Source organism: Nocardia sp. XZ_19_369 (assembly GCF_015355715.1).
Taxonomy (GTDB): domain Bacteria; phylum Actinomycetota; class Actinomycetes; order Mycobacteriales; family Mycobacteriaceae; genus Nocardia.
In genome coordinates this window covers 34,148-61,017 of sequence record NZ_JACVED010000002.1, presented here as the reverse complement: position 1 = coordinate 61,017, position 26,870 = coordinate 34,148, and the positions used below count along the sequence as shown (strand labels likewise).

The following is a 26,870-nucleotide window of genomic DNA, read 5'->3' as shown; positions in this document are numbered from 1 at the left end:
ATGACTATTCCCAACACCTTTAAGTCCAACGCTGAGCTCGATGAAGTAGAGCTTCGCCGGCAAATCGACAAGCTGGTCGAAGCGCTGTGCGCCAAGGATCTCGAAGGCGTGAAACGGCAGTACACGACCGATGTCGTGTCCTTCGATGTCGAACCGCCGCTCCAGCATGTCGGAATCGCCGCCAAACTCGAGAACTGGGCGAGAGTATTTCTGCTCTTCGAGACAGTGGACTACGAGATCCGCGACCTCACGTTCACCGTAGGAGCTGACGTGGCGTTCGGTCACGCCTTCGCACGTTTGCACGGCACGCTGGCGAACGGGGCGACAACGACAGGAATGTGGGTCCGGGCCACGTTCGGCATGCGAAAAATCGACTCCACCTGGTTGATCGCGCACGACCAGGCCTCGGTTCCGTTCGAGATGCACAGTGGCAGAGGCGTGGTCGACCTCGAACCCTGAAACGCCACCAGGCCACCGGCGCCGGATCGTCAGACGGCGGGACGACGAACTCGTCGCCGTCGATCTCGACCAGTCCGCCGAGCTTTCAGCCGAGTACTCGGGCCCGCACCTGTGGGGACCATTGCACGTATTCGACTTCCGCTCCGTCGGCGTGGCGGAGGTATACGAATCGTCCGGTTTCGCTGTGGAGGGGACCGTCGACAATGGTGGCCGCGGAGGCGGTGAGTTCGGCGATCACCTGGTCGAGATCGTCGACGACCACCGGGCCGATCGTCGCGCGGTATCGGTCGGTGTGCTCGGGTGCGCCTGCGATGAGCAGGAAGTCACCGATCGCGGCGATTTCGGCTTGCTCGAAGACGAATCGGAGATCGGCGGACGTGCCGACGAGTTTCTCGTAGGTCGGTAGCGCCGCGTCGAGATCGGCTACGAACAGGCGGGCGTAGGTCTTCAATATCTGCACGAAGGCGAAGTTACGGTGGAGTTGGCGGAAGCGGCAGTACGCACTTGAAGGTGAGCGGTGGTTGTCGATGGGCGATGCGGAGCAACTCGGGCGAGACGTCGCGTGGCGGGTGTTCGTCGCGGTGTCGACGAAGTGGGGTTTGCGTGTCCTCGAGGAAATAGGTGCGGGCCGGTATCGCTTCCGCGAGCTGCACCGTGCCGTCGAGGGCATCAGCTACAAGATGCTCACCCAGACGCTGCGCGAACTCGAAAACCACGGTCTCGTAACTCGATACGACCACCACACCGCCAATCCGCGGGTCGATTACACCCTCACCGCGGCAGGGGAAGGACTCGTGCAGACCATCCACGGGTTGTGTAGATGGTCCGGTGCCCACCTGGACCAGCTACTCGCCGCCCCCGCACATCGGTCCGACGCACCGGCAGCCGGCTGACCTGTGCCTACCGCGCAGACACCTTGCCCCGCTCTGTAATCATGTCTAAAGCCCTGCATCGGCGATGTTCGAGTGTGGATCTGATCGACCCGCACGCGACTGTGCATAGCCGACTGCTCGAGTGACTGGCCGAACTGTAGGCCCGGTTGTGCCCGAGCTCGGCGGTGAGGCCGGCTAAGCACGACGACCCGAGGCCGGACCTTCATCGAGGACAACAACTCGGTCACCGAATTAAGCAACGGCGCGACGTGCCGCGCCGGACCACTGCCAAACGCCCGAACGGCTAACGTCACAATGATGGCTCAGCGTTTCAGGTACCCAGCTGGAGTCGCAATTAATCTGGTGGCCAAGTAATTTCAATGATGAGAAAGATCATCGTCATCTTGACAAACAGGACGACGCCCGAGAGGGTGGCAGGCAGTCGTCACCGTGGGGCGTGGCCAACTGCAGGAGGGGTTTCGATGTCATTACCAACCACAGCAGGGCATAGTCCCGCACTGTGGTCAGAAGGCTATGCGGTGATGTGAGGGCGGCCGGGGGATACTTCAATCACTACGACGATCCCGATGAGTACTGGGACGAAGAGCCACTTGTACCGACGAGGCCCAACGCCGCCAGGCCCGCTTCGGTGCCATCCCCGGTCGAGCTGAGACCAGCGCCGGCCGTCACCAGGCCGACGCCGCCACCGGCTGAGGACTCCTTCGCGGTGGCCGACTCATCCGCAACACCCACCCGTCCCGGGTCATCCTTCGCCTCGATGGAACTCGACCGAGGATGCCTCCCGATCCGCATTCTGATACGTCCACAGTGGAGCCGCTATGTCGCCCCGCAAGAGGTAGGCGACGAACTTATGGCGGCCTACAGAGCTGCCGTGGAGAGGCGCCTGGACCAGTTGTACGCATCTGGTCGTCGGCCGAGTCCGCAAGAGATTTCGGAGGCAGCGATCCCGGATCACCGGACAATGCTGATGGTATTGCTCGAGACGCGAACCTGGGATGAATACAGCATCGTGTCCAGCAGTATGATCAACAGCGGCCATTTCGAAGCGTCAGGTCAAGTCATATTTCACGGACAACATCCCGTCAGGATCACCGCTGACGTATCCCGACTGCTGTCGATCGAGGTGCAAAATGAGTGGGCAGCGACTGCGGAGCCTGATCGGATCGTAGACGAAATCATGTGGTGCGCCGATCAAATCCGTTCCATGCGACCGAAGTACATCGTACGGGGAGACCATTCGCGTTCTTCGGACGGTGATCTGGAATATCAGCTGGACCACCATCGGCTGCGGCTCCTAGAAGAACGGATGGGCAATGGCAGATAAGCTGACACTGAACCTGAGAGCGATGAGGTTGGCCGCCACGAGCTGGGGTGAAGCCGCCGTAAACCTCGAGGCCGGAGTTGAGACAACAAAAAGACTTGAAATCACCGCGTCAGAAGCAGGCACATTCGCAGAAGCCCTGTCGAAGTATCAACCAGCCCCCGGATACTTCCGAGACAGGCTGAATGAAGGTGTCACCGTTTTCGAGGACATCGGCAAGGTCCTGAAAACTGCAGCCGACACATATGAAGCGGAAGACCTCGCCAATAAAGGAAAGCTGGCGAAAATCGAGGGGGAATTATGACGGTCGCAGATGACAAGCGAAGCTTGCTCGAAAAGTCATCGTATCTGCGCGCAAAGGTAATCGAAGTGGGAGACCTGCCGGCAAAGGTCGACTCAGCCTGCGGACACCTTGTCAAGCTCGTTCGGGCGAACGGGTATGCCGGCGTCGTTGTCAATCCGGTGGGGGTATTGACCGGGGGCGTAGAAGATATGGTCGACGAGATTTGGGCCGAACGCGACAAGGCAAATGTTGCCATTCGAGAAACCTGGCAAAAACTCAAGGCGCTCGAACCAGATCTGGATGTTCCAGTGAAGTTCATCGACGTCGCGAACGATTGGCGCAACCTCAAGAATAATGTGATCGCCGCAGGAAGCGACTTCGCCGACACCAAACTCTCCGAGTGGTCGGGCGATGCGGCTACCAGGTACGAAGAAATGCGCACAACCAGACAACAGCCCGCGTTGGACAACTTACCCCTAGAATTTGAGAAGATCGCAACCAGCTTGGAATCTATTGCTGCGGCAGAACTGACTCTCTACGGTGAGATTGCCACGAAAGTGCAGGAGATGATCTCCAAGGTTGAGGACGGCTTTTTCAACAGCGTCAAGAGCCTTCTCTCCATATCGTTCTCAGGCGCGCTTTCCGTTGCGCAGGAGCTGGTAAAGATGGTTGAGGCTGCACGGACTCTCGTCATCGGCCTGGTAAAAAGCATGGGGGATTCCGCAAAGACAAATATCATCGAAGGTAACAAGATATCGCAGATCACGGCGATTCAAAAAGGCCTTCCTGACAACAAATGGCCCAGTGGTGTTAAATCTTCCTACGGGGCTGGAATCGAAGGAATTCGGGAAGCAATCGGCGACGCGTCTACGAAAGACGGCGACAAATCGGATTGGACGGTGCCTCAGTGAGGATTGGCTTGCTAGCCGTGGTCACCACTGTTGCGCTGGCCTTGGCCGCCGGGTGCTCCTCGTCGCAGCCCGTTGCCCCACCCACGTCGTCGCAGGCTCCACCGCCGATAACGCAGGGAGAACTGTGCGATGTTCTGAAAAAATTCTTCACAACCGAGCTGCACGCTGTCGACGCGCGAACCATCCCAAACATCTCTACAGACGCCCTCCTCAAGCACGGCGGAGTGTGCGAGCTCGCCCAGGGCCAGAACCCGATCGGAAGCTACTCAGTGCGAAACGCACCGGACGACGCGGACCCAACATGGGGTCGCCGCGGATTCGTTATGACGCCAGAGTTGGGCGAGGCGGTATGGGTGTACGACCTGCGAACAGATCAAGGGAACCCTTCGAACACGGTACGGTTTGCTACCCGGATCAACAAGTGGAACGCAGTTCTCGAAATCCGAGATACCGAAACCCAGACGGACAAGGGCGAACTCCACCTGACAGATGACGACAAGCGCAAATCCGTCAAATTCCTCACCGAGCTGACCACAAGGTTGGCAGTCGATAGGTAGACGATCCGGCGAGCACCCAGCGACGACACGGGGAGCTGTCTGCGGCTCGCAGCTGCGGAAACATTTCCGATGCCGCGTGCTACCGGACGGATCTGGACCCGGAACTTGCTATGCGGGCGCCGGATGCTTTCCCGAAGTTCGCCGCGCCGGATGCGCGTGGCGGGGAAGGGCCATTCGGACCGGTTTGCCGCAGCACTCGACGACGCCGACGTCTACACGCAGCTGGCCGCCTACCTGGGCCGCCGACCGGCAACTAGGTGCTGGTCTGGCGGCTGTCGTCGCGGTTCAGACGAGCTGGTCGAGAAGGGCCGCCAGTTCGCGAGCTTGGAGCACGACACCTATGTGTCCGGCCGGCAGGCTGTGGACGTCGAACGGATTATCCGGTGTGAGATGGTCGGCGTCGTCGATCATTTTCGCGGTCAGGGCTGCGGAGATGACGTTGTCCCGGGTGAGGCGGATATAGCTGCGGGGTATCCGTCCCCAGGTGTCGGCCTCGACGCGGGCGTCGGCGAAGCTGGTTTGTGCCCCGTCCTCGGGTTGCATACCGAAGTTGATCACCGTGAGCATCTGTTCCAGAGTCGCCGGGCATGTTGGTCAGCCGGAAATCCTCGAGGGCTTCGATGTCGGCAGACCGCAAATCGAAGCGGATGACGCCGCGGGAGACGGGCTCCATTCCCAGGAACAGCGAATGGTCCGAGTTCGGTGTCGGGACGTCCTTCATGGCTTCGGGCGTCTGGCTCAGCGCCATGGCGCTGGGAGCCTCCGGGGTGGACGGGCAGAACGCGGAGAGGTAGACGATGCGATGAATGGCCTCGGGTATGGCGTTGCCGACCAGGCCGATCGTAATGCCGCCGAGACTGTGGCCTACCAGGATGACTGGTCCATGCCGACGTACACGCCGCACCACGTCGATGACGTGGGCGACGTTGTCCTGCACTGTGATCGCGGCCATCGGTGACGGTCCGGCGGTGAATGCGCCAACATCCCGCGTCTGATATGACACGGGTATCGATGCGTCGAGCCCGTGTCCAGGCAGGTCCACCGGCAGACTGCGATGTCCGAGCAATGCCAGTTCGCGGACCACCGGCGCCCAGTAGAAGCTGTTGCTCGTCAGACCGTGCACGAACACGAATGTCGCAGCGGCAGTTGAAGTGTCAGGGCGTTGACGGACAGGCTCGAGCACGAATCCCCCCGGATGAGATGACGACAGATGCTGGGTTCTTACCCACACCGGACTGCCGCCAACCCTCCGAGGAGACCGCGGTGCCTGTGCTGCCGGCTGACTCAACGGCGCGGAGGGTCACCCGTCCGAGACAAGGGCTGCCTCTCCATCCGCAGTAGATGGTGGTTCCGAACAGCATCTCGGACCGGTCCTGTGGTGCGACGGTGCACCAGCCCAGCCGCTCCCACACGAACAGTGCTCAACGTGCTCCGAACATCTGGGTCCACCACGGCCCCGTGTCGAGCAAGGAACCTCCGCGCCCGGTGCCGGGCAGCGCACCGACACCGACCGACTTCCAGGAGCAGTTGAGCAGTTCCGCGCGGTGGCCCGAGCTACTCATCCAGCCCTGCATCGCCTCCTTGGGCGAACTCGCCCCCAGGGCAATGATTTCGGTGACCTCTGACTGATAACCCTGTGCCTTCGCGCGGTGCTCGGGGTAGCGGTGACCGGGGTCGGGGCTGATGTGGTCGAAATACCTGCGGTCTCGCATCTCCTGGTTGTGCAGGCGCGCGGCGCGGGTCAACTTTTCGTCCAGACGTAGTGGCTGACAACCCTTCTTGCTGCGCTCGGCATTGGTGAGGTCGAGGACCTGCTTCTCCCACGCGGTCGCGCCCTGCCCCTCGCCCGGGGACGGTTTTGTCGGCTCGTCCGGCCTGGTGGGCTCCTCCGGTTTCGTTGGCACGTCCGGTTTTGTTGGCACGTCCGGTTTTGTTGGCACGTCCGGTTTCTGCGGCTCGGGTTCGCCGCCCGCGCAGTCGGGTGCCGCGGGCTCGTCGGTTCCGGTGTCGACGAAGGCGTCGCTGATCCACCGACCGCTGTCGAGCCGGTCCCACACATCGGTCGCACCCCAAGCACCCTTCACCCGGTCGCCACGGGTCGTGCAGACGATCGTCACCCGCTCACCGTGCCGAACCCGGCCGACCTTCGAACTCCGCAGGCTCGGACCGGACCGCAAGTTCACCGGCCAACGCCAGTTCTGCGACTCGACGGTCCCCGTCGCCGGCTCGTCCGGTTCGGCGGTCGCGGGGCCTGCCATCGCACTCCCCGCGACGACAACCCCCACGCACACCGCACCGAGCACGGCCCGGGACCGCCGACCGGCGAGCTCGCGCAATCCATTCCACATCTTCGACCCTGCGTTCATCGACACTGCTTCTCCCACTGCGGATTTGGCGAATAGACGGAGGTGCTCACCATTCTCCGTACTCGTTCTGATCAGTGTTGAAGCCACCTTGATCCACCTACCGATCAGTACCGAAGGGTAGGGACAGGTAACGGAACGGTCGAGTTGCGTAAGGTCTCGTTAATTCGAGTCAAGGCCAGTCTGAAACCACCACGGAATCAGCGCGGCCGGATCATCGCGACAATTACCAATCGCGCGACAGGTTATTTGCCGGAACCCAGGATCGGAACTACTCCGGCACCGCCGATCGCGGCTGTGCCAGCACACTTTCCACCGCAACGGCGACGAACCCGTTACGGACCACCACGATTCGATCGGCCGCCTCGCTCCAGTACAGGGCCGAGTAGCTGGACCTGTCGTCGAACATCTCCGGCGGCAACGAAATGTAGGTGCCGTTTTCCGGGAAGTAGAGGACCCCGACATCACCCTCGTCGTTTTCACCGAACTTCAACAGCAGACCGCCGTCCGGTCCCGGACGCACGGCCATCACATTCGTCCACGCCGCGACATGCCGGATCGGGGTACCACCGCGATGGATTTCGTACAGGTCGCGATTGGACAGATAAAAGAATCCGTCGTCCCCCGCGGGCGCCGAGGTGAACTCGACGTGCGAGCGCTCGGCGCCCATCTCGAAGGCGCGGACGCAGCCGGTGCCCGTCGCATCGAGCTCGTAACCGTGCCCGTCCCAGATCAATACGGTGCTGCCATCCGTCAGCCGTGCGGCTCCGGTCATCGGCAGCGCGGCGTCGCCGAGCACACTCTTCACCACGGCGGCATCCGGAATGCCGGGAACCTGCTCCCACGCACCGGATTCCGCGAGCCACAGCGGACCAGGCAGTGGGTCACCGACATTCAGGCCGCCGAATCGCAGCAGGTGCCTCTTCACCTCGTGCAACACCACGGGACGTGCGCCGAGGAAGTAGCACTCGTGCGCGTTGAGATCGGCCTCGCCCGGCCCCTTGGCCGGCAAAACCTTTGGCGCATCCGCCGCCCCGTCCACCAGGATCGGCCCGAACACGCGCGGGCGCGCCTTCGTGTCGTGGGTCGACATCGCGAGCCATCCACCGGTGGGCGCCTGTGCTGCCGCTACCCAGAACTCGTTGCGCTGCAACGACAAACGCGGCGGCCACACCGCGAGATCCCACAACTCCACCCGCGGATTCTTGCCGTCGCTGTGCGACAGCAGGAATCCGTCGACGATGTCATCGAGCACGCTCGCGATCGGCGAAGGCGGCGCGGTCTCCACCGCGGCGGCTGGCGTTCCGTCGTTGCCCAAATACTGCGCCCACATCAGCTCCGGATCACCCGGGAACTCACCTGCCGCGGGCACCGCGAGATCGGTTGCCTCCCAATACCCCAGCTTGCGGTCGACCGCCGCCCGCAGCGTCGCCACGATCCCCCGGTACTTCCGCCGCTCGCCTTTCGACAATGGCACGAGCTGCTCTTGCACCCACTCCAGCACCTCCGCCACATGTTCGGCAGGCACATACAGACCCGTCGAATAGTTCCCGCTGAACCATCCCGACGAGAACTGCCCACCGAGTTGCGGATGCGCCGCAACAACTTCGGTGAACAGCCCGTCCGACGCGTACTCGCCCTTCGGCACGAACACCGCGTCCGGGAACACCCGCCCCGCCTCGAACGCCAAACTCAGCGCCAATCCTCGCTCGTACCGGTACGGCAGCATCGAAGCGCTGAACATCACCGCCGCAACGGACACGGCCTCCGCCGCCGCCCGCGCGTCCGCTCCCAGCAACAGCTCCCGCACCTGCCGCCAAAGGTCCTCGGCACCTGGATGCACTCGATCCAACGCCGTCGGCTCGGTGGAACTCCCGAGCAACCGGGGCACGAACTGCTCCCGAATCGCGTCCTCGTCAACCAGATGCAATGTGCAGTCGTATCCCATGATCCTCCACCTCGTCCTGCGCCCCCACATGCAACCATGGGCACGGTCGCCGCGCGACGCCGCTTCCCTCAGCGGGCGTTCGCTCCCCGCCCGCACCCCTCGACCTGAATGCGCGAACCGATCCGGGACTCAGGTGCCGGGTTCGACAGCGATGATTTCGTCGAACCCACACGGTCTCAATGCACATGAACCCAGACATCCCGCAGCGCACCCCACCGATCCGCCTCTACATGTCGATGTCGCTCGACGGCTTCATCGCAGGCCCGGACGATCGGGCGGGCCAGGAGCTCGGTCGCGATGGTGGGCGGCTGTTCAACTGGCTCGATGATCGGATGTCGGATGGCCCGAGCGGGCAGGTGTTCGGCGAGGCCATGGCGACCGGTGCGGTGATCTCCGGCCGGCGCACCTTCGAGCTGGCCGGGCGTTGGCAGGGTGACCATCACGACGGCGTGCCGATCTTCGTCCTGACCCACCGCATCGATGACGACGACGTGCCGCCAGGCAGCGCGCAGTTCGTCACCGACGTCGAAGACTGTGTCACCCGGGCCCGAGCCGCTTCGGGCGGTCGTCCTGTGCTGGTGCACGGCGCGGGTGCGGCACAAGCGCTGCTGCGGGCCGGGCTACTCGATGAAATGGAAATCCATCTCGTACAGGTCCTCCTCGGCGGAGGGCGTCGGTTGTTCGACGGTCTGGGCCCCGACCGCATCGAGCTCGACCTGATCCGGCGGCTGACCGCGCGCGATGTCACGCACCTCCGCTACCGAGTGCTCGGGAACCGGTCGGCCGAACTCAGTTGAGGGCCCGCGGAACCGGTTACGAGTCCTGTGCCCACGTCGGGAACTCCCCCGGCGCCAGTTCGACGAAATCCGGCAGACCACGAAGGGCGGCCTCGGCGCCGCCGGGGGTGTAGGTTGCCACCAATCGGAGTGGGCGCCATCCGGTGTTGTAAGTGGAGTGCAGGGTGCCGCGCGGGATCCATACCGCGTCGCCGGCCTTGATGGCGAATTCGTCGCTGTCACCGACGGTTTGGCGTCCCTCGCCGTCCACGACATAGAGGATTTCATCGGAGTCGGGATGGTCGTGGCGATCATGGCCTTTGTTCGGGTTGATCACCACCTCGCCGAGCGTCGACGACGCACCGTTGATGATGTCGGGCGTGACATGCCATTTGATCGAGCCCCAGTCGAAAACCATTGTCGCAACAGTGTTCGGATCGCGGTACATAAGACTCTCCTTCGTCGAGCTGCCCGGATATAGCGCGACTCACGGGTGGCTGGTGGGGATTTCCTTGAAGGCGCGAAGCTGGTCGGAGATGGCGCGCTCGGTGGGCAGCCGCTCCATCGATGACGCACCGAAGAATCCCGCGACACCGTGGGTGCGCTCGAGAACATAGCGCACGTCGCCGGGTTCGGCGATCGGGCCGCCGTGACACAACACGTGGATGCCAGGGTCGACCGCCGCGGCCGCGTCACGCATCTCCTGCACCCGCACCACCGCCTCGTCGAGGGTGATCGCCGTCGTCGCGCCGATGCTGCCCTTCGTCGTCAAGCCCATGTGCGGCACGATGATATCCGCACCCGCCTGCGCCATCGCCGTAGCTTGCTCCACATCGAATACATATGGCGCAGTGAGCAACTCGCGTTCGGCTGCCAACTGGATCAGCTCGATTTCGAGATCGAACCCCATACCGGTCTCCTCGAGATTCGCACGGAAGACTCCGTCGATCAGGCCGACGGTGGGAAAGTTCTGGACACCGGTGAACCCGATGGCGCGGATCTCATCGAGAAACCGCGGCATCTGCCGGAACGGATCGGTGCCGCAGACACCGGCGAGGACAGCGGTCTGCTTGACGATCGGGAGAACCTCGGCGGCCATCTCCATCACTATGGCGTTGGCATCGCCATAGGGCATCAGGCCGGCGAGGGAGCCACGACCGGCCATCCTGAACCGCCCCGAGTTGTAGATGATGATGAGGTCGGCTCCCCCCGTCTCCGCGGACTTGGCCGACAGTCCGGTGCCCGCGCCCGCACCGATCAGTGGCTGACCGGCATCGAGCTGGCTGCGGAATCCGGCGAGAGCTTGTTCACGATTCACGATGCGCTCCTGATGAGTCGGTGCAGATGCTCGGCGGCCGCCGTCGCGAACGCCGTGCTGTTGATGTCCTGGTCGCTGTCGATCACCTCGACGTCGGTTCCGGCCACCGCGTCGAGTACCGCGTCGATGCACGCCGCGTCCGCCGCAGGGTCCCAGAATGGCCCGCCGTCGACATCGACCGCAGACAGTCCACCGCGGGGGACGAACAACGCGGTGGGCCCGGTTGCCGTTGCCAGCTTCCGGCCGAGCACGGTACCGATCCGGGCCGCTTCGACGGCACTCGTACGCATCAACGTGACTGTCTCGTTGTGGACGAGCAAGTGTCGCTCGCGGAACCGCGCCGGCACGGTGTCCTTCGGCCCGAAGTTCACCATGTCCAACGCACCGAGGCTGACGACCTGCGGAATGCCCGCCTTTGCCGCCGCGGTGAGCCGATCAGGCCCGGCGGACAACACCCCGCCGACGACCTCGTCGGCGAGCTCCGTGGTGGTGAGGTCCAGGACACCGGCGAAGTGCCCGTCAGCGGCCAGATTCTCCATGGTGCGACCGCCGGAGCCGGTGGCGTGGAATACCAGCACCTCGTACCCCAGTTCCACCAACCGGCGTCGAGCGGTATCCACGGCGGGGGTGGTGACGCCGAACATGGTGGCGGCGACGAGCGGCTTGTCCTGTGCCCCAGCATGTTTCGATCGTCTACTCTCGTATGCGCCGGCCATCCCCGCGATCGCGGCCGCAGCGTTGCCCAGCACCTGACGCGAAATCGAATTGATCCCCGCCACGTCGACGACGCTGTACATCAGCGTCATGTCGGTCGTCCCGACATACGGCGAGACGTCCCTGCCGGCCATTGTCGAGACCAGCAGCTTCGGCAGGCCGACAGGTAACGCTTGCATGACCGTCGCGGCAATCGAGGAACCTCCGCTGCCACCGAGCGCGAGCACACCACTGAGCCGACCCTGCGCGTGCAAATGCTCGGCGATGGTAGCGGCGCCGGCCGCCATCACCTCCAGGGCGACCCCACGGTCCCGCCGATGCCTGAGCCCTGCCAGATCGGCGCCCGCCGCGGCAGCGACCGCTGACGAGTCCACGTCGGCGACGAGGGACGAGGTCCCCAAGACACCGGTGTCGACCAGCACGACCTCCCTGCCGCACTCGACTATCAAGTCACGAACGTACGCGTACTCCTCCCCCTTGGTGTCGAAGGTTCCCAACAACATGATGGCCATGCGCCGCTCCTCCGGGTGATCAGTCGACCAGGTCCAGGAACTCCCAGTGGGCTTCGGGTTGGGCACCGCTGAGCCACTTTCCGCAATTCTGCAGGACTATGGGGCCCGAGGTGATGTGCTGGGTGCCGGTGTTGAGATCGCGGAGAAACCGTTCGATCGGCCCGCGCCGGATCGCGGTTGTCGCTGCCCATCGGTGCACCGTCTGGCCGATGTCGTGCACGGTCCACGTCGTGTGGTTGAGTACCAGCCGGATCAGCGTCTCCTGCTCGGTACTCAGCAATTCACCTGCGGCAAGCGTGTCTTCATTTTCCTGCCAGGCTTGCCGCACCCACGCGCGGGCCGCGCGCAGCTCGGCTTCGGCGGTCGCATAGTCGGCGTGGAATTGCGCGGTGTCGACGGCGGCATGGAACGTACCCGACTTCTGCGCAGCGTAGAGCTTCAATTCGTCGAGTAGCCGACGGCCGACACCGAGTGCCCAGCCGGTGTGCACGATCGCGGACATGTTCACTATGCCGATGCGGTAGATCGCGCCGCCGTTGGCGGGGTCCATTGTGGTCGCGCGATACGTGTGCGTTTGCGGGACATACACATCGGTGCAGTGATAGTCGATGCTGCTGGTCGCCCGGAGGCCGAGCACGTCCCAGTTGTCGACGAGAGTCACCTGCGACTTGGGCATCGCCAGTATCCGGGCCTCACCGGTACCCTCGACCTGGATCGCACTGTGGATGTGTGTGGCCAGTGCCATACCGGAGGCGAACTGCCATTCCCCACTGACCAGGTAGCCGCCGTCCACCGGGACAGCGCGGCCGGGCCGGGTGCCATGGCCGGACAGCAAGGCGTGCTCACCGCTCGCGACATCGGGGAACAGATCGGCGGCCGCGACGGCACCGAGATAGGCCGCCGTGGTGCCGGTCATCATCTGCAGCGCCATCATCGTCCAGCCGGCCGAGGCGTCGTGGTAGCTGAGCCGCTCGATCGTGTGAATCAACTGACGCGGGGAGAATTCGTAACCGCCGAGGTTCTCCGGCAGACCCGCCCGGATGATCCCCGTGCCCAGCAACGACTTCGCGGTGTCCGCGGTGAGCCTGCCGAGTGTGTCGGCCGCCGCCGCGTTCGCTTCGATGGACTCGCCGAGCGCGTCGATCCGTTCCAGCATCGCCGGGAATTCATTGCTGATGTGTAGCCGAGCCGAGGCTGTCACACGCTTCCTCCTGGATTCGAAACCACAGTGCGGCGGCATCTTCGGCCACCCGGTCACTCTTGCGCGCCAACCACCACTCTCCGATGCGAACCCCTGCCGCGCAACGTGCATGGTCGGCTCAGCGGACCCGTATGTGACCGCGGAGGTTCGCGTTCGGCTCGGCGATCTCGATCAGCACGGCGTTCAGGCGCCGGCACCCGGGCAAGTCGAATCCGGAGTGAGCTCGGTTCTCCCTTGCTATTCTGATCCGCATCGCGACCTTCTGCGCTCGGCAGAGGTCCAATCCGTCGGCGCCGCAACCTATCTGGTTCACCAGGGCACCGCAGTGGCACGCGTGGACGAGCTGACAGACTCGTTGCAGCAGCACTGGCTCGCCGTCGGGACGGGAGACAGAATGAGAAGGCACCTCTCGGCACTCCCCTGGCTGATCGTCTATGTCGCGCTCTGCGGCATCGCGATATGGCTGCTGACGATCGGCTGGCTGCACGTCTACCCGTAGCGCGCATCAGGCGATAGCCCGTAGTTCCTCGGCGGTGATCTCCTCCAGCGAGCGCCGACGCGTCTCGACCAGGAAGGCGACACCCGCCGCGGCCGCGATGGTCATCGGGACGGCACTGATGAGCGCGGTCATCGAAATCGACGGTGCCGCAACGGCGAGCACCACGAGCGCGAGCACGATGATGCCGCCCGCCTTGCTCATGCCGGCCGCCAAACCGGTGCCACGGGAACGTATTCGCGTCGGATACACCTCGGCGCCATAGGCGACGAGTACCGCCACCACCGAGCTCGCTCCCCAGATCGGCGGGATGAGTAGCGCGTACAGCAGAATCTTGTTGTCGGCTATGCGATCTCCGAGCGCGACGAACCCGAACAGTGAAACCGCAAGCAGCGCACTGAGTATCACCATCGTCCATTTCGACGAGCGGTGATAGCAGTAGGCGACCAGGAAATTGAGGGGGAAGCCGATCAGCGCGGAGTCGCGCAGGATCTGATCGGCCGAGACGCCGCTGTAGCCGAGTTGGCGCAGGTTGGTCGGCAGCCAGAGCTGGAAGCCGTAGACGACCAGGCCGACGCCGAGACCGACCAGCACCAGCACAGTGGTGATCCCGCCGAACGGCACCTGCACGAGACGGCGGTATCCCCCCTTGACACCGGATTCGACTGTCAGTTCGGAGTTTTCGACCTCGGTGATGGATGCGTTGTAGACACGCAGCACCTGCTCGGCCTCCCGGCGGCGGCCGAGTGCCAGCAGGAAGCGCGGTGACTCGGGGATCCATCGGGTGAGCAGGATGGTCAGCAGGCCGGTCGGGAACCCGATCAGCCACATCACCCGCCAGCCGTAACTGTCGCCGACGGTGGCCGAGAGCCAACTGGTGATGATGTAGGCGCCCGCGATGTCACCGCCGATCAGCACCATCAGCCAGCCGCGATGCCGGGCCGGAATCGTCTCGGCGAGCAGGGTGAACGCGATCGGCAGCATGCCGCCCGCGCTCATGCCCATGATCAGGCACATCAGCAGATTGAGCTCGAAACTCGGCATCGCACCGCACACCGAAGTGGCCACGAAGAACACACCGGCCAGCAGGATGGCCGCCTTGCGGCCGATTTTGTCGCTGAGCCAACCCCAGAGGAACGAGCCGATCACCGTGCCGGTGATACCCGCGAGCGGCAGCAGTGCAGCCGGTAGGCCGCCGCCAGGATTGGTCGCGGTTTTCAGGCCGTATTCCTTGGCGACGCCGGGCACGACGAACGCAAGCGTGGTCGGCTTCATGACATCGATGGTGATCGCCGCGGCCATCACGAGCAGCAGAATCACGTGCACGCGATTGATCGGGGCGTCGTCGAGTGCGCGCACCCGCAGGTTTGCCACCTGATCACGCTGTGCCCCAACAGGAACGAGGCCGTAGGTGGTGACGACGAGGCCGACGACGATCAACACCATTCCTGCGATCATCGATGTATCCATGGGCATGTCGGCCATGTGATAACCCATGTGCCTGGACTCCCAGTACATCGGAAAGTGCAGCGCGGTGCCGAAAGTTGTTGCGGCGAGCCCGAACCAGAAGGCGCGGGTGCGCCGCCGAATAGGCGCCGGTCGAGGTCCGTCGTCGGGTTGCTCGATCGATGAGTCGAAATGTCTTTGGCTACACACACATATCTCCGTTCTTTACCGCACGGACAGCGGACGAAATGGAAGCGGAACCCGCGTACCAAAACAGCCGTGGCACGACGAGTAACAGCTGCGGGGTGGCGTGGCAGCGCACGGCCGAGGAACCGAAAGCGGCGCGATACGCCGGTGGTCATAGCCTGTCGGCATGGCTGCGCCGATCGAGGCGGTGCCGACCGGGCCGAACGGTCGCGAGCTCACGATCTTGCTGAAATCAAATCGGTAAAGTCCCGATATTCACAGCTGCGGCAGTGCCAGCAAAAAGGGCGCGGTCCGAATCGTACGCTCGGTCAAGGTGATACCGATTTCGAGCCTATCGTTTTTCCGTAGTCGGAACTCACAGATTCCGGTGCGGACATCTCGGGTTATTCGACGATTTCTGTCGTCGCGAACGGTCGAGACCGCGATCGCGCGAGCAATCCATTTTCCGGGCGGTACACAGCTCAAACTGAACGCGCCCTGGTTTGCGACAATCAGCAACGCGGCGGCCGATGTCAACGGGTTGGCTGCGGGGAAAATACTCATGTACCTTCGACTCACTGTCGACCCCTCCGGGTCGGACAGTTTGCCGCACAATAACGGCATGCTGGGTTCTCGGCCGCATTCATGCTGCTCGGACCATTTCAACGGAACCTGCTCGCCGCGGACGTACCGACGATACTGGGACGGACTGAGTCCGACCGCTTCGGTGAACCGCGACGTGAATGTGCCGTAGCTGAGGTACCCGACGGCGTACGAGATGTCGGACACTCGCATAGTCGTGGAGGCCAATAACTTCTTGCTTCGCGCCAGACGGATTGCGGCGAGGAAACGGGCGGGTGACCAGCCGGTTTCGGCGCGAAACCGTCTGATGAAGTAAAACTTACTGCATTGTGCGACGTCGGCGAGGTCATCCAAGGTAACCTGTTGCCCGCAGTTTTCCCACATGTACTTGATGCTGTCAGCAATATGGTCGGACACGAACTCTCCCAAACTCATAACAATCCAGGATGCCTGAGCCGGTGACAGCAGAAGTGAGCCTACCGCAGCCGTTCGACTGCGGGATGCTACGAAATAGCGCCTTTGCTAGTGCGAGGAAATATGGCCGCTGCCGCTGATGGTGGAACTGACCGGCCGCCTCTGGCACCGAGGTCGAACCATTCAGGTGTCGCCGCAAAGGCCGCGCGCCATTACGAAAATGCCGGTGGCCCCTCAACTGCGGGATGAACGCTCGGCAAGCGCAGCCGTCGAATCCGCAGTGGCGGTTGCATTACTTCCGAGTACCCCCTTAACCCGTAGCCCCGACGCAAGCCTCATGGCCCCGATGCAGCGAGGCAGGCGAACGGAGTGCCCGACGGTGGCTCAGTTCGCCACCATGATTCATGTTATGCAACTGGTCGGTAGAATACTTCCGTTTTATAGATTGAGCAACGAGGGAGAAGCCCCAGACGCGACCGGATGGGAACCTTGAGTACAGGTTCTGCGAAGGAGGGCTTCGGATGATCTTCGCTCTGGGTGGGCTCCGCCGGAAGATCTTGACGCCGGACGCGCGGCAGGCCTCGTTGCAGGTTCGCGGTTTCCCGGCCCGCAATCCACACGCCGCCGCTTGCCTGGAGAAACCCGGCGCGACGTTCATCGAAGGATTCGGTGTCGGCGCCGAGCGTGCCACAGCAGCCGAAACCGCGGCGCTGCTGTACGAAATAGAAAGCGACCGAAGGGGTTTCGCTTTCGAGGGCGCGGCGATGGCGATGGCGATTCGCGACGCGTTGCCCATCGGCAGCCGCCGTCACGTTGCCGACTTCATCACCGCAGCCGACGAGCATCTCTACATGATCTACGTCGGCGTGGGCTGGGCATTGGCCAGACTGCCGCGGCCACTGCACCGAGCGGCGCTGACCGGGGCGACCGATCCGGTGCTGATCTGGCTCGCCTTGGACGGCTACGGGTTTCACCAGGCCTATTTCCATACCGATCGCTACGTGAAACAACAGTATGTGGACCCGAACCCGCCCGTCGTGTCGGTCCTGCACCCGAACTACGTGCCGCACGCGATCGATCAGGGGATCGGGCGCGCGATGTGGTTCGTCGCCGGCGCCGATCCGGTGGCCGCATGCACGATGATCGACGCGTTCCCGGCGGATCGGCGGCCGGACTTGTTCGCCGGCCTCGGCCTGGCGGCGACCTACGCGGGCGGTGCCACCCCCGACGAACTCGCCACGTTGCGCGAGCAGGCCTCGGCCTATCGCGAAGAGATCGGCCAGGGCGCGACCTTTGCCGCCGAAGCCCGTGCCCGCGCCCACATCGTGCAGCCGAATACCGAGACCGCCGTAAGAGTTTTCACCGGCAGGCCCGTCGATGACGCCTCCAGGATCGCGATCGAGACCCGGCCCGCGGAGCCGACGATCGACGGCCTGGCCGGTTACGAGGTCTGGCGACAACGGATCCGACAACAGTGCCTGACCGACGAGCCTCCCGACCCGACCGCTTCCGCAGCCACGGAAACAACCGCAAAGGCCGAATCATGAACGCTCGTATAAGAGCCCTGGCGCCGGCGATCGCCGCGGTGGTGCTGCTGGCATCCGCCTTCCTGGTCGCGCAAGCACAGGTCGCCACCGACGACCCGGACACCGTGGCACAGGACTACAAACTCGAATCCATGGCGATCGCCATGCCGCCCGGATACGACCAGCTGACGATGAAATCCGTGCGCGAGGTGAACCCGGCATATCAGCGCATTCGCTCGTGGATCTCCTCGGTCGGTGCCTCGATTGCCGTCAACGACCTGGTCGGACAAGGTCGCTCCGACGGCATGTGCATCGTCGACACCCGAACCGACTCGGTGATCGTGACCTACACCCCGACCGCACCTCAGGCCGACCGCTTCACCCCATTCGTGCTCCGGCCGGACCCGATCACGATGGATTCGACGATGGCGCCGATGGGTTGCGCCCCCGGCGATTTCAACGGCGACGGCGGAATGGATCTGCTCGTCTACTACTGGGGACGAACACCGATCATGTTCCTGCACCAGGCCGATGCCGCCGATCCGGCGCCGAAATACCTACCGACCGAGGTGATCCCGTCGGGGACCACGCGCGATCAGTACCACGGCGAACAGTGGAACACCAATGCCGTGTCGATCGCCGACTTCGACGGTGACGGCCACCCGGACATCGTCTTCGGAAACTATTTCCCGAACTCCGGCGTCCTCGACCCGAACGGGCGCCCCGACGTCGTCATGAACGACTCGATGTCGAATGCGAAGAACGCCGCGGGCGAGCGAGTATTCCGGTGGAACGGCAACGACGCCGCCGGACGCCCGGAATACGTCGAGCAGAAGGGCGCGATCCCGTTCGGCGAGAGCACCGGCTGGACGCTGTCGCTCGGATCGGGTGACCTGACCGGCGATCTGCTGCCCGAGCTCTATGTCGGCAACGACTTCGGCCGCGATCATCTGCTGTACAACCAGTCGACGCCGGGCACTATCCGATTCAGCACGGCAACGGGCAACCGGACCTGGACCGACCCGAAATCGTTTGTGCTCGGCCACGACTCGTTCAAAGGTATGGGCGTCGATTTCGTCGATATGTACGATCGCGGAAAATTCGACATGCTGGTCAGCAATATCACCACCCCGTGGGGCATCCAGGAAAGCAACTTCGTCTGGCGCAACAACACGAGCACGCCCGACGACATGCGTCGCGAACTCGCTGCCGGACGCGCGCCGTTCTCGCAACAGGCCCAACAGCTCGGGCTCGCCTGGACGGGCTGGGGATGGGACATGAAAGCCGCCGATCTGCGCAACTCCGGAACCCTCGACGTGCTGCAGACCTCCGGGTTCGTTCAGGGCGACGGCGGTAACCGATGGGCTTGGCTACAGGAGCTTGCGACCACCAACGACGTCGTGCTGCACGACCCTGGAATGTGGCCGCGCGTCGCCCCCGGCGATGACATCGCGGGCGAGCACCCGATGGCGCTGTTCGCCAAGGGTGGCAACGGCAAGTACGTCGACATCACCGATCAGGTCGGCACCAACTCGCCGATACCGACGCGCGGGGTCGCCATCGGCGACACCACCGGCACCGGCACCCTCGATTTCGCGGTCGCTCGGCAGTGGGGGCCGCCCGCGTTCTTCGCGAATCAATCACCGGACCTTGGCAACTCGTTGACCTTGCGGCTGTATCGACCGGCGCAGCCGGCCACCGGTACGGCCGCGACCGTCGCCGGACAGCCTGCCTACAACGCGGTCGTCACGGTGCGCACCGCCGACGGCCGGACCACGCGCAGCCAACTCGACGGCGGCAGCGGTCACAGCGGCAAACGCAGCTTCGACGTGCACTTCGGGCTCGGCGCCGCCAGCACCCCGGTCGCGGCCGATATCGAATGGCTCGACACCGCCGGTGCCCGTCATCACCAGACACTCCAGCTCGCGCCCGGCACGCACGCACTGATGCTGACCGACACGGCCACCGAGATCGCCGAGGGGATCACGAAACCATGACTCTGCTCAACCGTAAACACAGCCTCCGCGATCAGCCGTCCACACCACCCGGCGGCAATGGTGCGACCACAATCGCACCGCCCACCACCAACGGTGCCCCTCCGACCACCGAACCGGCCAAAAAAGATGTGCGATACCTGGCCCTACGGAATTTCGCCCTCTCCCTCACCGTGCTCAATATCATCGGCTACACCATCCTCGGCTTCGAACAGCCACCCCTGTGGCCGATTCTGGCGCTCGTGTCGGCCTACGTGATCGACCTGGCTTTCGAGATGATCACCGCGTGGGCGCGCAACACGTCACCGCGTTTCCTGGGTCGCGGCGCCCGCGGTGTGTACGAGTTCCTCCTACCGGCCCACATCACCGCCTTGGCGGTGAACATGCTGCTCTACGCCAACAATCAATTCTGGCCGGTCCTGTTCGCCGTAGCGGTGGCGATCACCAGCAAGTACGTGTTCCAAGCCCCGTTCGCCGGGCGGATGCGCCATTTCATGAACCCGTCCAACTTCGGGATCACGGTGGCGCTGCTGTGCTTCAGCACCTGGATCAGCATCGCGCCGCCCTACGAGTTCGGCGAGAACATCAACACGATGTTCCGGATAGCGGTCCCGCTCGTCCTGCTCGTCGCGGGCTCGGTGATCAACGCAACCCTGGTCCGCCGGGTGCCGCTGATCGTCGGCTGGCTCGGTGGGTTTGTGATCCAGGCCATCGTCCGGCACGAACTGTTCGACGTCGCCCTGGTCGCCGCGCTCGGCACGATGACCGGTACCGCATTCATCCTGTTCACCAACTACATGATCACCGACCCCGGCACGACGCCGTTCCCGGCCCGAGCCCAATTCATGTTCGGCGCATCGGCCGCCACCGTGTACGGACTGCTGATGGTCTTCAACGTCGTCTACACCTTGTTCTTCGCCGTCACGATCGTCTGCGCGATCCGGGGCAGCTATGCCTGGGTTGCCCACTGGACGAAGACTGCCAAAGCCCGTGCCGCTGAACGCCGGAGCACCGAGCAGGTGCCCGTGCTGTCCCCCGGCCCCACTATTCAGCGAGCATGACCGATGGTTCGACTAGCGATCGTCGGTATGGCGTGCCGATTTCCCGACGCCGCGACTCCAGCCCAGCTGTGGGACAACGTCCTGGCCCGCAGGCGCGCGTTCCGGCCGATCCCCTCCGCCAGGCTGAACGCGGCCGACTACTACGCGAGTGATCCCGCGGCGGCGGACCGCCATTACGCGACCCATGCGGCGGTTATCGAAGGCTGGACCTTCAATCGGGCCAGACATCGCGTCGCCGCCAACACCTTTCGGTCCACCGACGTCGTGCACTGGCTCGCCTTGGACACCGCGGCGGCGGCGCTCGATGACGCCGGGTTTCCCGCAGGCGAAGGCCTGGACCGCAAGCGCACCGGCGTCATCCTCGGTAACACGCTGACCGGCGATATGACCCGCGCTTCGGGCATGCGCCTGCGGTGGCCCTATGTGCGTCGCACCCTGGCCGGCGCACTGCACCGCAAAGGCTGGCCCGCGGCGCAGATCGCCGTCTTTCTCGACGAGTACGAGGCGGACTACAAGGCGCCGTTCCCACCGATCACCGAGGACAGCCTGGCCGGCGGCCTGGCGAACACGATCGCCGGGCGCATCTGCAACCACTTCGATTTCGGCGGTGGCGGTTTCACCGTCGACGGCGCCTGCTCGTCGTCGCTCTTGTCGATCGCACAGGCCGGTGACGCCATGCTCGCCGGTCACCTCGACGCGGCGGTCGTCGGTGGTGTCGACATATCCATCGACCCGTTCGAACTGGTCGGCTTCGCGAAAACCGGCGCCCTGTCGACCTCGGAAATGCGTGTGTACGACCAGCGTTCGAACGGCTTCTGGCCGGGTGAGGGCTGCGGAATCCTCGTGCTGCTGCGCGAGGAGGACGCGATCGCCCGTGGCGCACGGATATACGCGACGATCGCAGGCTGGGGTATCTCTTCGGACGGTCGTGGTGGCATCACCCGGCCCGAACACAACGGCCACCTACGCGCCATCGAACGCGCGTACCGGATGGCGGGGTTCGGGGTGGACACCGTCGACTATCTCGAAGGCCACGGCGCGGGCACCGTGGTCGGTGACCGAACCGAGCTCGAGGTGTTCAATACGGCGGTCGCGGCGCGGAGTGCGGGCAGGCCACCGGTGGCGATCGGATCGATCAAGGGCAACATCGGTCATACGAAGGCGGCGGCCGGCATTGCGGCGCTGATCAAGACCACCCTCGCCGTGCACCACGGCACCATTCCGCCGATCACCGGTACCGACCGGCCCCATCCGGTCCTCAGCGACGTCGAGAATCGACTTCGGCTGCCCGACAGCGCATTCGAATGGCCGGACACCGGCGAAGCGGCCATTGCCGCGCACGACCCGAACACCGTGGCTCCCCGGCGGGCCGGCGTCTCGTCGCTGGGTTTCGGCGGCAGCAACGCCCATGTCGTGCTGGAGAGCCGGCAGCCACCGCGCACGCTGTCACGGGCGACCAGTACCCGCCTGGCACGCAGCGCGCAGGATGCGGAACTGTTCGTATTGTCCGCGGCGACACCCCTCGAGCTGGCAGCCGAGCTGCGCACGGTCGCCGCACTCGCCGCGCGTTGTTCGTTCGCTGAGCTCGGCGATCTCGCCACCGAGCTGATCCGGATCGATGCCCGGCTACCGATCAAAGCCGCGGTGGTCGCCACCGGCCAGCGACAGGCCGCGGACCGGTTGACCGAACTGGCCGACGTCCTCGCCGCCGGTGAACGGCACCGGTTCGCTCCGGGCTCCGGCCAATTCCTCAGTGCGGGTATCGGATCCGCTCCGCGCATCGGACTGATGTTTCCCGGGCAGGGCGCACCCGGGCACGGCGACGGCGGCGCACCCGCTCGCCGCTTCGCCGTGATCGCCGACCTGTACCAGCAGGTGGGCGTGCACGCCGAAGGTGCGGCCACCGAGCAGGCGCAGCCGCGCATCGTGACGGCCTCGCTCGCCGGCTTGCGACTGCTCGATTCCGTCGGCATGAACGTCGTCGGCTGCGTCGGGCACAGCCTGGGAGAATTGACCGCGCTCTACTGGGCGGGTGTGTTCGACGAAACCGAGCTCGTGCGCACCGTGGCGTTCCGCGGCAGGGCTATGCAGACCGCTGCCGCGGCCGAGCCCGGCACCATGGCGACGATCTTCGCGGGCGCTGACCAGGTCGCGACCCTGCTGAACGGCAGCCCCGTGGTGATCGCCGGATACAACAGCCCGAAACACACAGTGGTCGCCGGGCCGACCAACGCCGTCGACGCGGTGCTGGTGAGCGCGCGTGCAGCCGAAATGCGCTGCCGGACACTGCCGGTTTCGCATGCGTTCCACTCGCCGCTGGTCGCGCCCGCCGCCCACGCGTTCCGCCGCTACCTCGATGAGATCGACCTCGGCAAGGTCAAACGGGCCGGTTTGTTCTCGACCGTCACCGCGGGCCCGCTGGAGCCCGGCTGTGCCGTAGCCGACCTGCTGGAGCGCCAGGTGCACGCACCGGTCCAGTTCGCCGCCGCGTTGTCGCAGCTCGCGCAGACCTGCGATCTGCTCGTCGAGGTCGGCCCGGGTTCGACGCTGTCGGCGCTGGCCGCTGATGTTTGCCCTGGAATTCCCACTGTCGCAATGGAAACCGACGGCGACTCCGTCACCGGGATCCTGCGCACCCTCGCCGCCTGCTACGTCCTCGGCGCCCGTCCCGACCTGGACGGATTCGCCGCGGAACGCTTCAATCGGACGATCTCGCTCGACAAGCAGTTCGTTTTCATCGAAAGCCCTTGCGAGCAAGCACCGAACGACTCGTTCCTCCCCCCGACGCAGTCCATCGCGCACGGGGTAGCTCAGCCGGCGGTGGCCGATCAACCCGACCCGGCCTGGGCGGACGACACCTCATCCTTGCCGACGTTGCAGCGACTGATCGCCGAGCGCGTCGAACTCCCCATCGAGGAAATCACCCCCGAGATCCACCCGCTCGACGATCTGCATCTGAGCAGCATCACCATCACCCAGCTGGTCGCGGATGCGCTCGCACTGCTGGGCGCCGAGATACCGGAACCGACCACCAACGTCGCCACCGCGACGATCGCGCAGCTCGCCGAGGCGATCGACGACCTCGCGCACACGGCGCGCAACGACGCACCGGCGAAGCCGGCCGACGAGCTGACCGGCGTCGATATCTGGGTGCGGCCGTTCACCATCGACCTTGTCGCCGCCTCCGTGCCGCAGGTCACCGACCGTGCCGAGCCGGGGCGGTGGCGGGTGTTCGCGCCGCAGGACGATCGGTTCACCGCGGCCATCCAGCACCGGCTCGACACCGCCCGCCTCGGCGACGGTGTGCTGCTGCGGCTCGGTGCGGCCGAATCGGCCGAAATCGCCATCGACCGTATGCTTTCCGCGGCTCGATCAGCGATCGACACCGGGTCTCGCTTGGTCGTCGTCGACGACGGCCGAGACGCGGCCGCGCTGGCCAAGACGGTGCATCTGGAGGCCCCCGCAGTCCGGACGACTGTCGTCCATCTAGCCGCTGGCCTGGCGCCCGAGCACGCCGCACGGCTGGCGTGCGCCGATATCGCCGCGACCACCACCTTCCGAGAAGTCCACTACGACAAGGCAGGCAACCGGACCGAACCGATACTTCGCGAGCTGCCGCTGGGCGAGGCCGATCTGCCGCTCGGCGCGAGTGATGTGGTCGCGGTCACCGGTGGGGTTCGTGGCATCACCATCGAATGCGCTGTCGCGCTGGCGAAGCAGACCGGATGCGCGCTTGCACTCATCGCCCGAAGCCCCGCCGACGATCCCGATATCGCCACGAACATGACCCGGCTCCGCGAATCCGGTATCGCCGCACACTATTTCACCGCCGACGTGACCGACCCACACCAGATCGCCGACACGATCGCCACCATCCGTCGCGACCTCGGTGCGATCACCGGCATCCTGCACGGCGCCGGCATCAACACCCCCGCGGCGATCGGATCATTGACCAGTGACCACGTGGCGCGAACCATCGCACCCAAGGTCGACGGCCTACGGAACCTACTCGGAGCGCTCCGGCCTGCCGAGCTGCGCCTGGTCGTCGGCTTCGGCAGCATCATCGGCCGGGCCGGGCTGCGCGGCGAAGCGCATTACGCCATCGCCAACGACTGGCTGCGCTCCGCCATCGACACCCTCGCCGGCGAACAGCCGACCTGCCGGTGCCTCACCATCGAATGGTCGGTCTGGGCCGGCACCGGGATGGGCGAACGGCTCGGCGTGCTGGATTCCCTTGTCCGCGACGGCATCGAGCCGATTCCCACCGACGTGGGTGTCGAGCTCATGCTGGACCTGCTCCGCACCCCGGCCTGCCCGACCAGTGTGGTCGCGATCGGTAGAACCGGCGGCTTGCCGACGATCCGATTCGACGAGGTCGAACTTCCGCTGCTGCGGTTTCTGGAGCGGCCGCGCCTGCATGTCCCCGGAATCGAATTGCTCGCCGACGCCGACATTTCGACGGCGACCGACCCCTATCTCGCCGATCACCAATTCTCCCGCGACGCATTGTTCCCCGCCGTGATGGGAATGGAGGCCATGGCGCAGGCCGCCACCGCGCTGTTCGGCGCACAGCGCCCGGTGCAGTTGCACGATCTCGAATTCCTCCGGCCGATCATCGCGGCGCCGGAGGGTGTCACGACGATCCGCGTCGCTGCCCTGAGAACGGGCGACACCGTCCGGGTGGCTATCCGGTCGAACACCACGGCATTTCAGGTCGACCATTTCCGCGGCGTCTGCCGACACGACGACATGGCGGCCGACGGCGCGGCTCCCGCCATATCGACGGCGACCGAACCACTCCGGCGACTGGCCGAATTCGCGCACACTGCCGCCACGACGACGTCCGGACTCGGCATGGCGGTCGACACCGACTTCTACGACCGAATCATGTTCCACGGACCGATTTTTCGGTCGGTCGAGGACTATCATCAGCTGGCCGCAAGACAATGCGTCGCCCGAATTCGCGTCGGCGACCAGCGCTGGTTCTCCCCGATGTTGCCGCAATCGCTGGTGCTGGACGACCCGGCGGCCCGCGACGCATTCATGCACGCCATCCAGGTCTGCGTGCCCGACTCGACACTGCTGCCGTCGAAAGTCGCACGCGTGCTGTCCCTGCCGATAGCGCCCGACGTCCGGACGGTCGTTTTGGCCGCGCGCGAACGGTCCCACGAGCAATCGACCTACATATACGACGTCATCGTGCGCGACGAGAACGGCGCGGTCGTCGCGATCTGGGAGGCACTCGAACTCTCCGCGGTCGCACCGATCGCGTCACCGTCCGGGTGGGTACCGGAGTTGCTCGGTCCATACCTACAACGGCGGCTCGATAGCCTGCTCCCTTCGCCGATTCAGTTGGCGATCGTGCGCGAACGGGCGCAGCTACCGGTCGCGGGCGACGACACCAACCCACGGATGTCGGGCCGCCGCGAAGCCACCCGACGCGCGCTGGCCGCCGCGCTCGGGCGCACGGTGGTGATCCGGCATCGACCCGACGGGCGGCCGGAGATACCGGACGGGCACGCGAGCTTCTCGCACGGTGCCGGTCTCACCGTCGCCGTGGTCGCCGCACGCCCGGTCGGCTGTGACATCGAACCGGTCCAGGAGCGCACGCAGGCGCAATGGACCGGCCTGCTGGGCAATTCGGGTGTCGCGCTCGCGCAGATGTGCTGCCGGGCCACCGGCGAGTCGTTCGCCACCGCCGCGACCCGGGTGTGGAGCGCACGCGAAGCGGTGACGAAACTCGGCGGCACGGTCACCAGGCCACGACTCATCCTGGACAACCGTGCCGCGGCCGACGGCTGGCTGGCCCTGCGGCACGGTACCGACATCGTCTGGTCCTTCAGCACCACCCTGGCATCACCGACACCGCAGCAGCCGGTGGTGTTCTCGGTGACCGAGAAAGGTTGATC

The 26,870-nt window shown here is 64.8% G+C and carries 22 protein-coding genes and 1 pseudogene; 12 read left to right on the top strand and 11 right to left on the bottom strand.

All coding sequences use genetic code 11. The features are described from left to right. Positions 1 to 459 carry a nuclear transport factor 2 family protein gene (locus IBX18_RS06540; RefSeq protein WP_194832834.1) on the top strand — a complete coding sequence of 153 codons (459 nt, stop codon included), beginning with the start codon at positions 1 to 3 and terminating at the stop codon, positions 457 to 459. Between the two features lie 85 nt (positions 460 to 544). On the opposite strand, the gene IBX18_RS06535 is transcribed toward IBX18_RS06540, so the two are convergent. Beyond that, the gene (locus IBX18_RS06535) at positions 545 to 919 is read right to left on the bottom strand and encodes a VOC family protein (RefSeq protein WP_194832833.1); all 375 of its coding nucleotides are present in this window, start codon (positions 917 to 919) and stop codon (positions 545 to 547) included. A gap of 67 nt (positions 920 to 986) precedes the next feature. On the opposite strand from IBX18_RS06535, the gene IBX18_RS06530 reads away from it, so the two are divergent. From IBX18_RS06530 to IBX18_RS06510, 5 genes are all read left to right on the top strand, one after another. Next, positions 987 to 1,352 carry a helix-turn-helix domain-containing protein gene (locus IBX18_RS06530; protein WP_194832832.1) on the top strand — a complete coding sequence of 122 codons (366 nt, stop codon included), beginning with the start codon at positions 987 to 989 and terminating at the stop codon, positions 1,350 to 1,352. Positions 1,353 to 2,109: 757 nt separating this feature from the next. After that, entirely contained in the window at positions 2,110 to 2,676 is a 567-nt protein-coding gene (locus IBX18_RS06525; RefSeq protein WP_194832831.1) for a hypothetical protein, read from the top strand. Then, on the top strand, positions 2,666 to 2,977 hold the full coding sequence (locus tag IBX18_RS06520; RefSeq protein WP_194832830.1) for a type VII secretion target: 312 nt from the start codon (positions 2,666 to 2,668) through the stop codon (positions 2,975 to 2,977). Before IBX18_RS06525 ends, IBX18_RS06520 begins: the two co-directional genes overlap by 11 nt. Then, the gene (locus IBX18_RS06515) at positions 2,974 to 3,867 is read left to right on the top strand and encodes a hypothetical protein (RefSeq protein WP_194832829.1); all 894 of its coding nucleotides are present in this window, start codon (positions 2,974 to 2,976) and stop codon (positions 3,865 to 3,867) included. The genes IBX18_RS06520 and IBX18_RS06515 overlap by 4 nt, the downstream gene beginning before the upstream one ends. A gap of 17 nt (positions 3,868 to 3,884) precedes the next feature. Beyond that, positions 3,885 to 4,424, top strand: a complete 540-nt coding sequence (locus IBX18_RS06510) for a hypothetical protein (RefSeq protein WP_194832828.1) — start codon at positions 3,885 to 3,887, stop codon at positions 4,422 to 4,424. A gap of 285 nt (positions 4,425 to 4,709) precedes the next feature. Here IBX18_RS06510 and IBX18_RS41940 read toward each other — a convergent pair whose 3' ends face one another. From IBX18_RS41940 to IBX18_RS06495, 4 genes and pseudogenes are all read right to left on the bottom strand, one after another. Then, a complete protein-coding gene (locus tag IBX18_RS41940; protein ID WP_228540568.1) occupies positions 4,710 to 4,991 on the bottom strand; it encodes a hypothetical protein in 282 nt (93 codons plus the stop codon). A 121-nt stretch (positions 4,992 to 5,112) separates the two neighbouring features. Next, positions 5,113 to 5,607, bottom strand: a pseudogene (locus IBX18_RS43375) (alpha/beta fold hydrolase); the annotation flags it as partial. 238 nt (positions 5,608 to 5,845) lie between these two features. Continuing rightward, positions 5,846 to 6,790: a CAP domain-containing protein gene (locus IBX18_RS06500; protein ID WP_194832826.1), complete on the bottom strand. Its 945-nt coding sequence runs from the start codon at positions 6,788 to 6,790 to the stop codon at positions 5,846 to 5,848. Between the two features lie 268 nt (positions 6,791 to 7,058). Next, positions 7,059 to 8,735: a hypothetical protein gene (locus IBX18_RS06495; protein WP_194832825.1), complete on the bottom strand. Its 1,677-nt coding sequence runs from the start codon at positions 8,733 to 8,735 to the stop codon at positions 7,059 to 7,061. 185 nt (positions 8,736 to 8,920) lie between these two features. On the opposite strand from IBX18_RS06495, the gene IBX18_RS06490 reads away from it, so the two are divergent. Beyond that, entirely contained in the window at positions 8,921 to 9,532 is a 612-nt protein-coding gene (locus IBX18_RS06490; RefSeq protein ID WP_194832824.1) for a dihydrofolate reductase family protein, read from the top strand. 16 nt (positions 9,533 to 9,548) lie between these two features. Here IBX18_RS06490 and IBX18_RS06485 read toward each other — a convergent pair whose 3' ends face one another. The 4 genes from IBX18_RS06485 to IBX18_RS06470 are packed head-to-tail and all read right to left on the bottom strand — an operon-like array spanning position 9,549 to position 13,256. Then, the gene (locus IBX18_RS06485) at positions 9,549 to 9,959 is read right to left on the bottom strand and encodes a cupin domain-containing protein (protein ID WP_194832823.1); all 411 of its coding nucleotides are present in this window, start codon (positions 9,957 to 9,959) and stop codon (positions 9,549 to 9,551) included. 39 nt (positions 9,960 to 9,998) lie between these two features. Further along, complete coding sequence (locus IBX18_RS06480) at positions 9,999 to 10,829, bottom strand: phosphoenolpyruvate hydrolase family protein (RefSeq protein WP_194832822.1); 831 nt, start codon at positions 10,827 to 10,829, stop codon at positions 9,999 to 10,001. After that, the gene (locus tag IBX18_RS06475; protein ID WP_194832821.1) at positions 10,826 to 12,055 is read right to left on the bottom strand and encodes a Tm-1-like ATP-binding domain-containing protein; all 1,230 of its coding nucleotides are present in this window, start codon (positions 12,053 to 12,055) and stop codon (positions 10,826 to 10,828) included. Before IBX18_RS06475 ends, IBX18_RS06480 begins: the two co-directional genes overlap by 4 nt. A 19-nt stretch (positions 12,056 to 12,074) precedes the next feature. Continuing rightward, a complete protein-coding gene (locus IBX18_RS06470; RefSeq protein ID WP_306796171.1) occupies positions 12,075 to 13,256 on the bottom strand; it encodes an acyl-CoA dehydrogenase in 1,182 nt (393 codons plus the stop codon). A gap of 133 nt (positions 13,257 to 13,389) precedes the next feature. On the opposite strand from IBX18_RS06470, the gene IBX18_RS06465 reads away from it, so the two are divergent. After that, entirely contained in the window at positions 13,390 to 13,755 is a 366-nt protein-coding gene (locus IBX18_RS06465; protein ID WP_194832819.1) for a hypothetical protein, read from the top strand. 6 nt (positions 13,756 to 13,761) lie between these two features. Here IBX18_RS06465 and IBX18_RS06460 read toward each other — a convergent pair whose 3' ends face one another. Together IBX18_RS06460 and IBX18_RS06455 are read right to left on the bottom strand one after the other, a co-directional pair. After that, positions 13,762 to 15,408 carry an MFS transporter gene (locus IBX18_RS06460; protein WP_194832818.1) on the bottom strand — a complete coding sequence of 549 codons (1,647 nt, stop codon included), beginning with the start codon at positions 15,406 to 15,408 and terminating at the stop codon, positions 13,762 to 13,764. Between the two features lie 252 nt (positions 15,409 to 15,660). Continuing rightward, the gene (locus tag IBX18_RS06455; protein ID WP_194832817.1) at positions 15,661 to 16,401 is read right to left on the bottom strand and encodes a helix-turn-helix domain-containing protein; all 741 of its coding nucleotides are present in this window, start codon (positions 16,399 to 16,401) and stop codon (positions 15,661 to 15,663) included. 500 nt (positions 16,402 to 16,901) lie between these two features. Here IBX18_RS06455 and IBX18_RS06450 point away from each other — a divergent pair, with 500 nt between their 5' ends. From IBX18_RS06450 to IBX18_RS06435, 4 genes are read left to right on the top strand one after another with little or no spacing between them, the layout of a single operon-like run. After that, a complete protein-coding gene (locus IBX18_RS06450) occupies positions 16,902 to 17,927 on the top strand; it encodes a DUF1702 family protein (RefSeq protein WP_194832816.1) in 1,026 nt (341 codons plus the stop codon). Beyond that, entirely contained in the window at positions 17,924 to 19,903 is a 1,980-nt protein-coding gene (locus IBX18_RS06445) for a CRTAC1 family protein (RefSeq protein WP_228540567.1), read from the top strand. Before IBX18_RS06450 ends, IBX18_RS06445 begins: the two co-directional genes overlap by 4 nt. Continuing rightward, positions 19,900 to 20,961, top strand: coding sequence for an enediyne biosynthesis protein (locus IBX18_RS06440; RefSeq protein WP_194832815.1), 1,062 nt, complete (start codon positions 19,900 to 19,902; stop codon positions 20,959 to 20,961). Before IBX18_RS06445 ends, IBX18_RS06440 begins: the two co-directional genes overlap by 4 nt. A 3-nt stretch (positions 20,962 to 20,964) precedes the next feature. Then, the gene (locus tag IBX18_RS06435) at positions 20,965 to 26,868 is read left to right on the top strand and encodes an SDR family NAD(P)-dependent oxidoreductase (RefSeq protein WP_194832814.1); all 5,904 of its coding nucleotides are present in this window, start codon (positions 20,965 to 20,967) and stop codon (positions 26,866 to 26,868) included. Positions 26,869 to 26,870: the final 2 nt, after the last annotated feature.

Excerpts from the sequence above, each read along its gene's own strand:
- IBX18_RS06515 (WP_194832829.1), top strand. The coding sequence starts at position 2,974 with ATGACGGTCGCAGATGACAAGCGAAGCTTGCTCGAAAAGTCATCGTAT.
- IBX18_RS06440 (WP_194832815.1), top strand. The coding sequence starts at position 19,900 with ATGACTCTGCTCAACCGTAAACACAGCCTCCGCGATCAGCCGTCCACA.
- IBX18_RS06485 (WP_194832823.1), bottom strand. The coding sequence starts at position 9,959 with ATGTACCGCGATCCGAACACTGTTGCGACAATGGTTTTCGACTGGGGC.
- IBX18_RS06500 (WP_194832826.1), bottom strand. The coding sequence starts at position 6,790 with ATGAACGCAGGGTCGAAGATGTGGAATGGATTGCGCGAGCTCGCCGGT.
- IBX18_RS06520 (WP_194832830.1), top strand. The coding sequence starts at position 2,666 with ATGGCAGATAAGCTGACACTGAACCTGAGAGCGATGAGGTTGGCCGCC.
- IBX18_RS06435 (WP_194832814.1), top strand. The coding sequence starts at position 20,965 with ATGGTTCGACTAGCGATCGTCGGTATGGCGTGCCGATTTCCCGACGCC.
- IBX18_RS06450 (WP_194832816.1), top strand. The coding sequence starts at position 16,902 with ATGATCTTCGCTCTGGGTGGGCTCCGCCGGAAGATCTTGACGCCGGAC.
- IBX18_RS06495 (WP_194832825.1), bottom strand. The coding sequence starts at position 8,735 with ATGGGATACGACTGCACATTGCATCTGGTTGACGAGGACGCGATTCGG.
- IBX18_RS06475 (WP_194832821.1), bottom strand. The coding sequence starts at position 12,055 with ATGGCCATCATGTTGTTGGGAACCTTCGACACCAAGGGGGAGGAGTAC.
- IBX18_RS06490 (WP_194832824.1), top strand. The coding sequence starts at position 8,921 with ATGAACCCAGACATCCCGCAGCGCACCCCACCGATCCGCCTCTACATG.
- IBX18_RS06540 (WP_194832834.1), top strand. The coding sequence starts at position 1 with ATGACTATTCCCAACACCTTTAAGTCCAACGCTGAGCTCGATGAAGTA.
- IBX18_RS06445 (WP_228540567.1), top strand. The coding sequence starts at position 17,924 with ATGAACGCTCGTATAAGAGCCCTGGCGCCGGCGATCGCCGCGGTGGTG.
- IBX18_RS06530 (WP_194832832.1), top strand. The coding sequence starts at position 987 with ATGGGCGATGCGGAGCAACTCGGGCGAGACGTCGCGTGGCGGGTGTTC.
- IBX18_RS06525 (WP_194832831.1), top strand. The coding sequence starts at position 2,110 with ATGGAACTCGACCGAGGATGCCTCCCGATCCGCATTCTGATACGTCCA.
- IBX18_RS41940 (WP_228540568.1), bottom strand. The coding sequence starts at position 4,991 with ATGCTCACGGTGATCAACTTCGGTATGCAACCCGAGGACGGGGCACAA.
- IBX18_RS06455 (WP_194832817.1), bottom strand. The coding sequence starts at position 16,401 with ATGAGTTTGGGAGAGTTCGTGTCCGACCATATTGCTGACAGCATCAAG.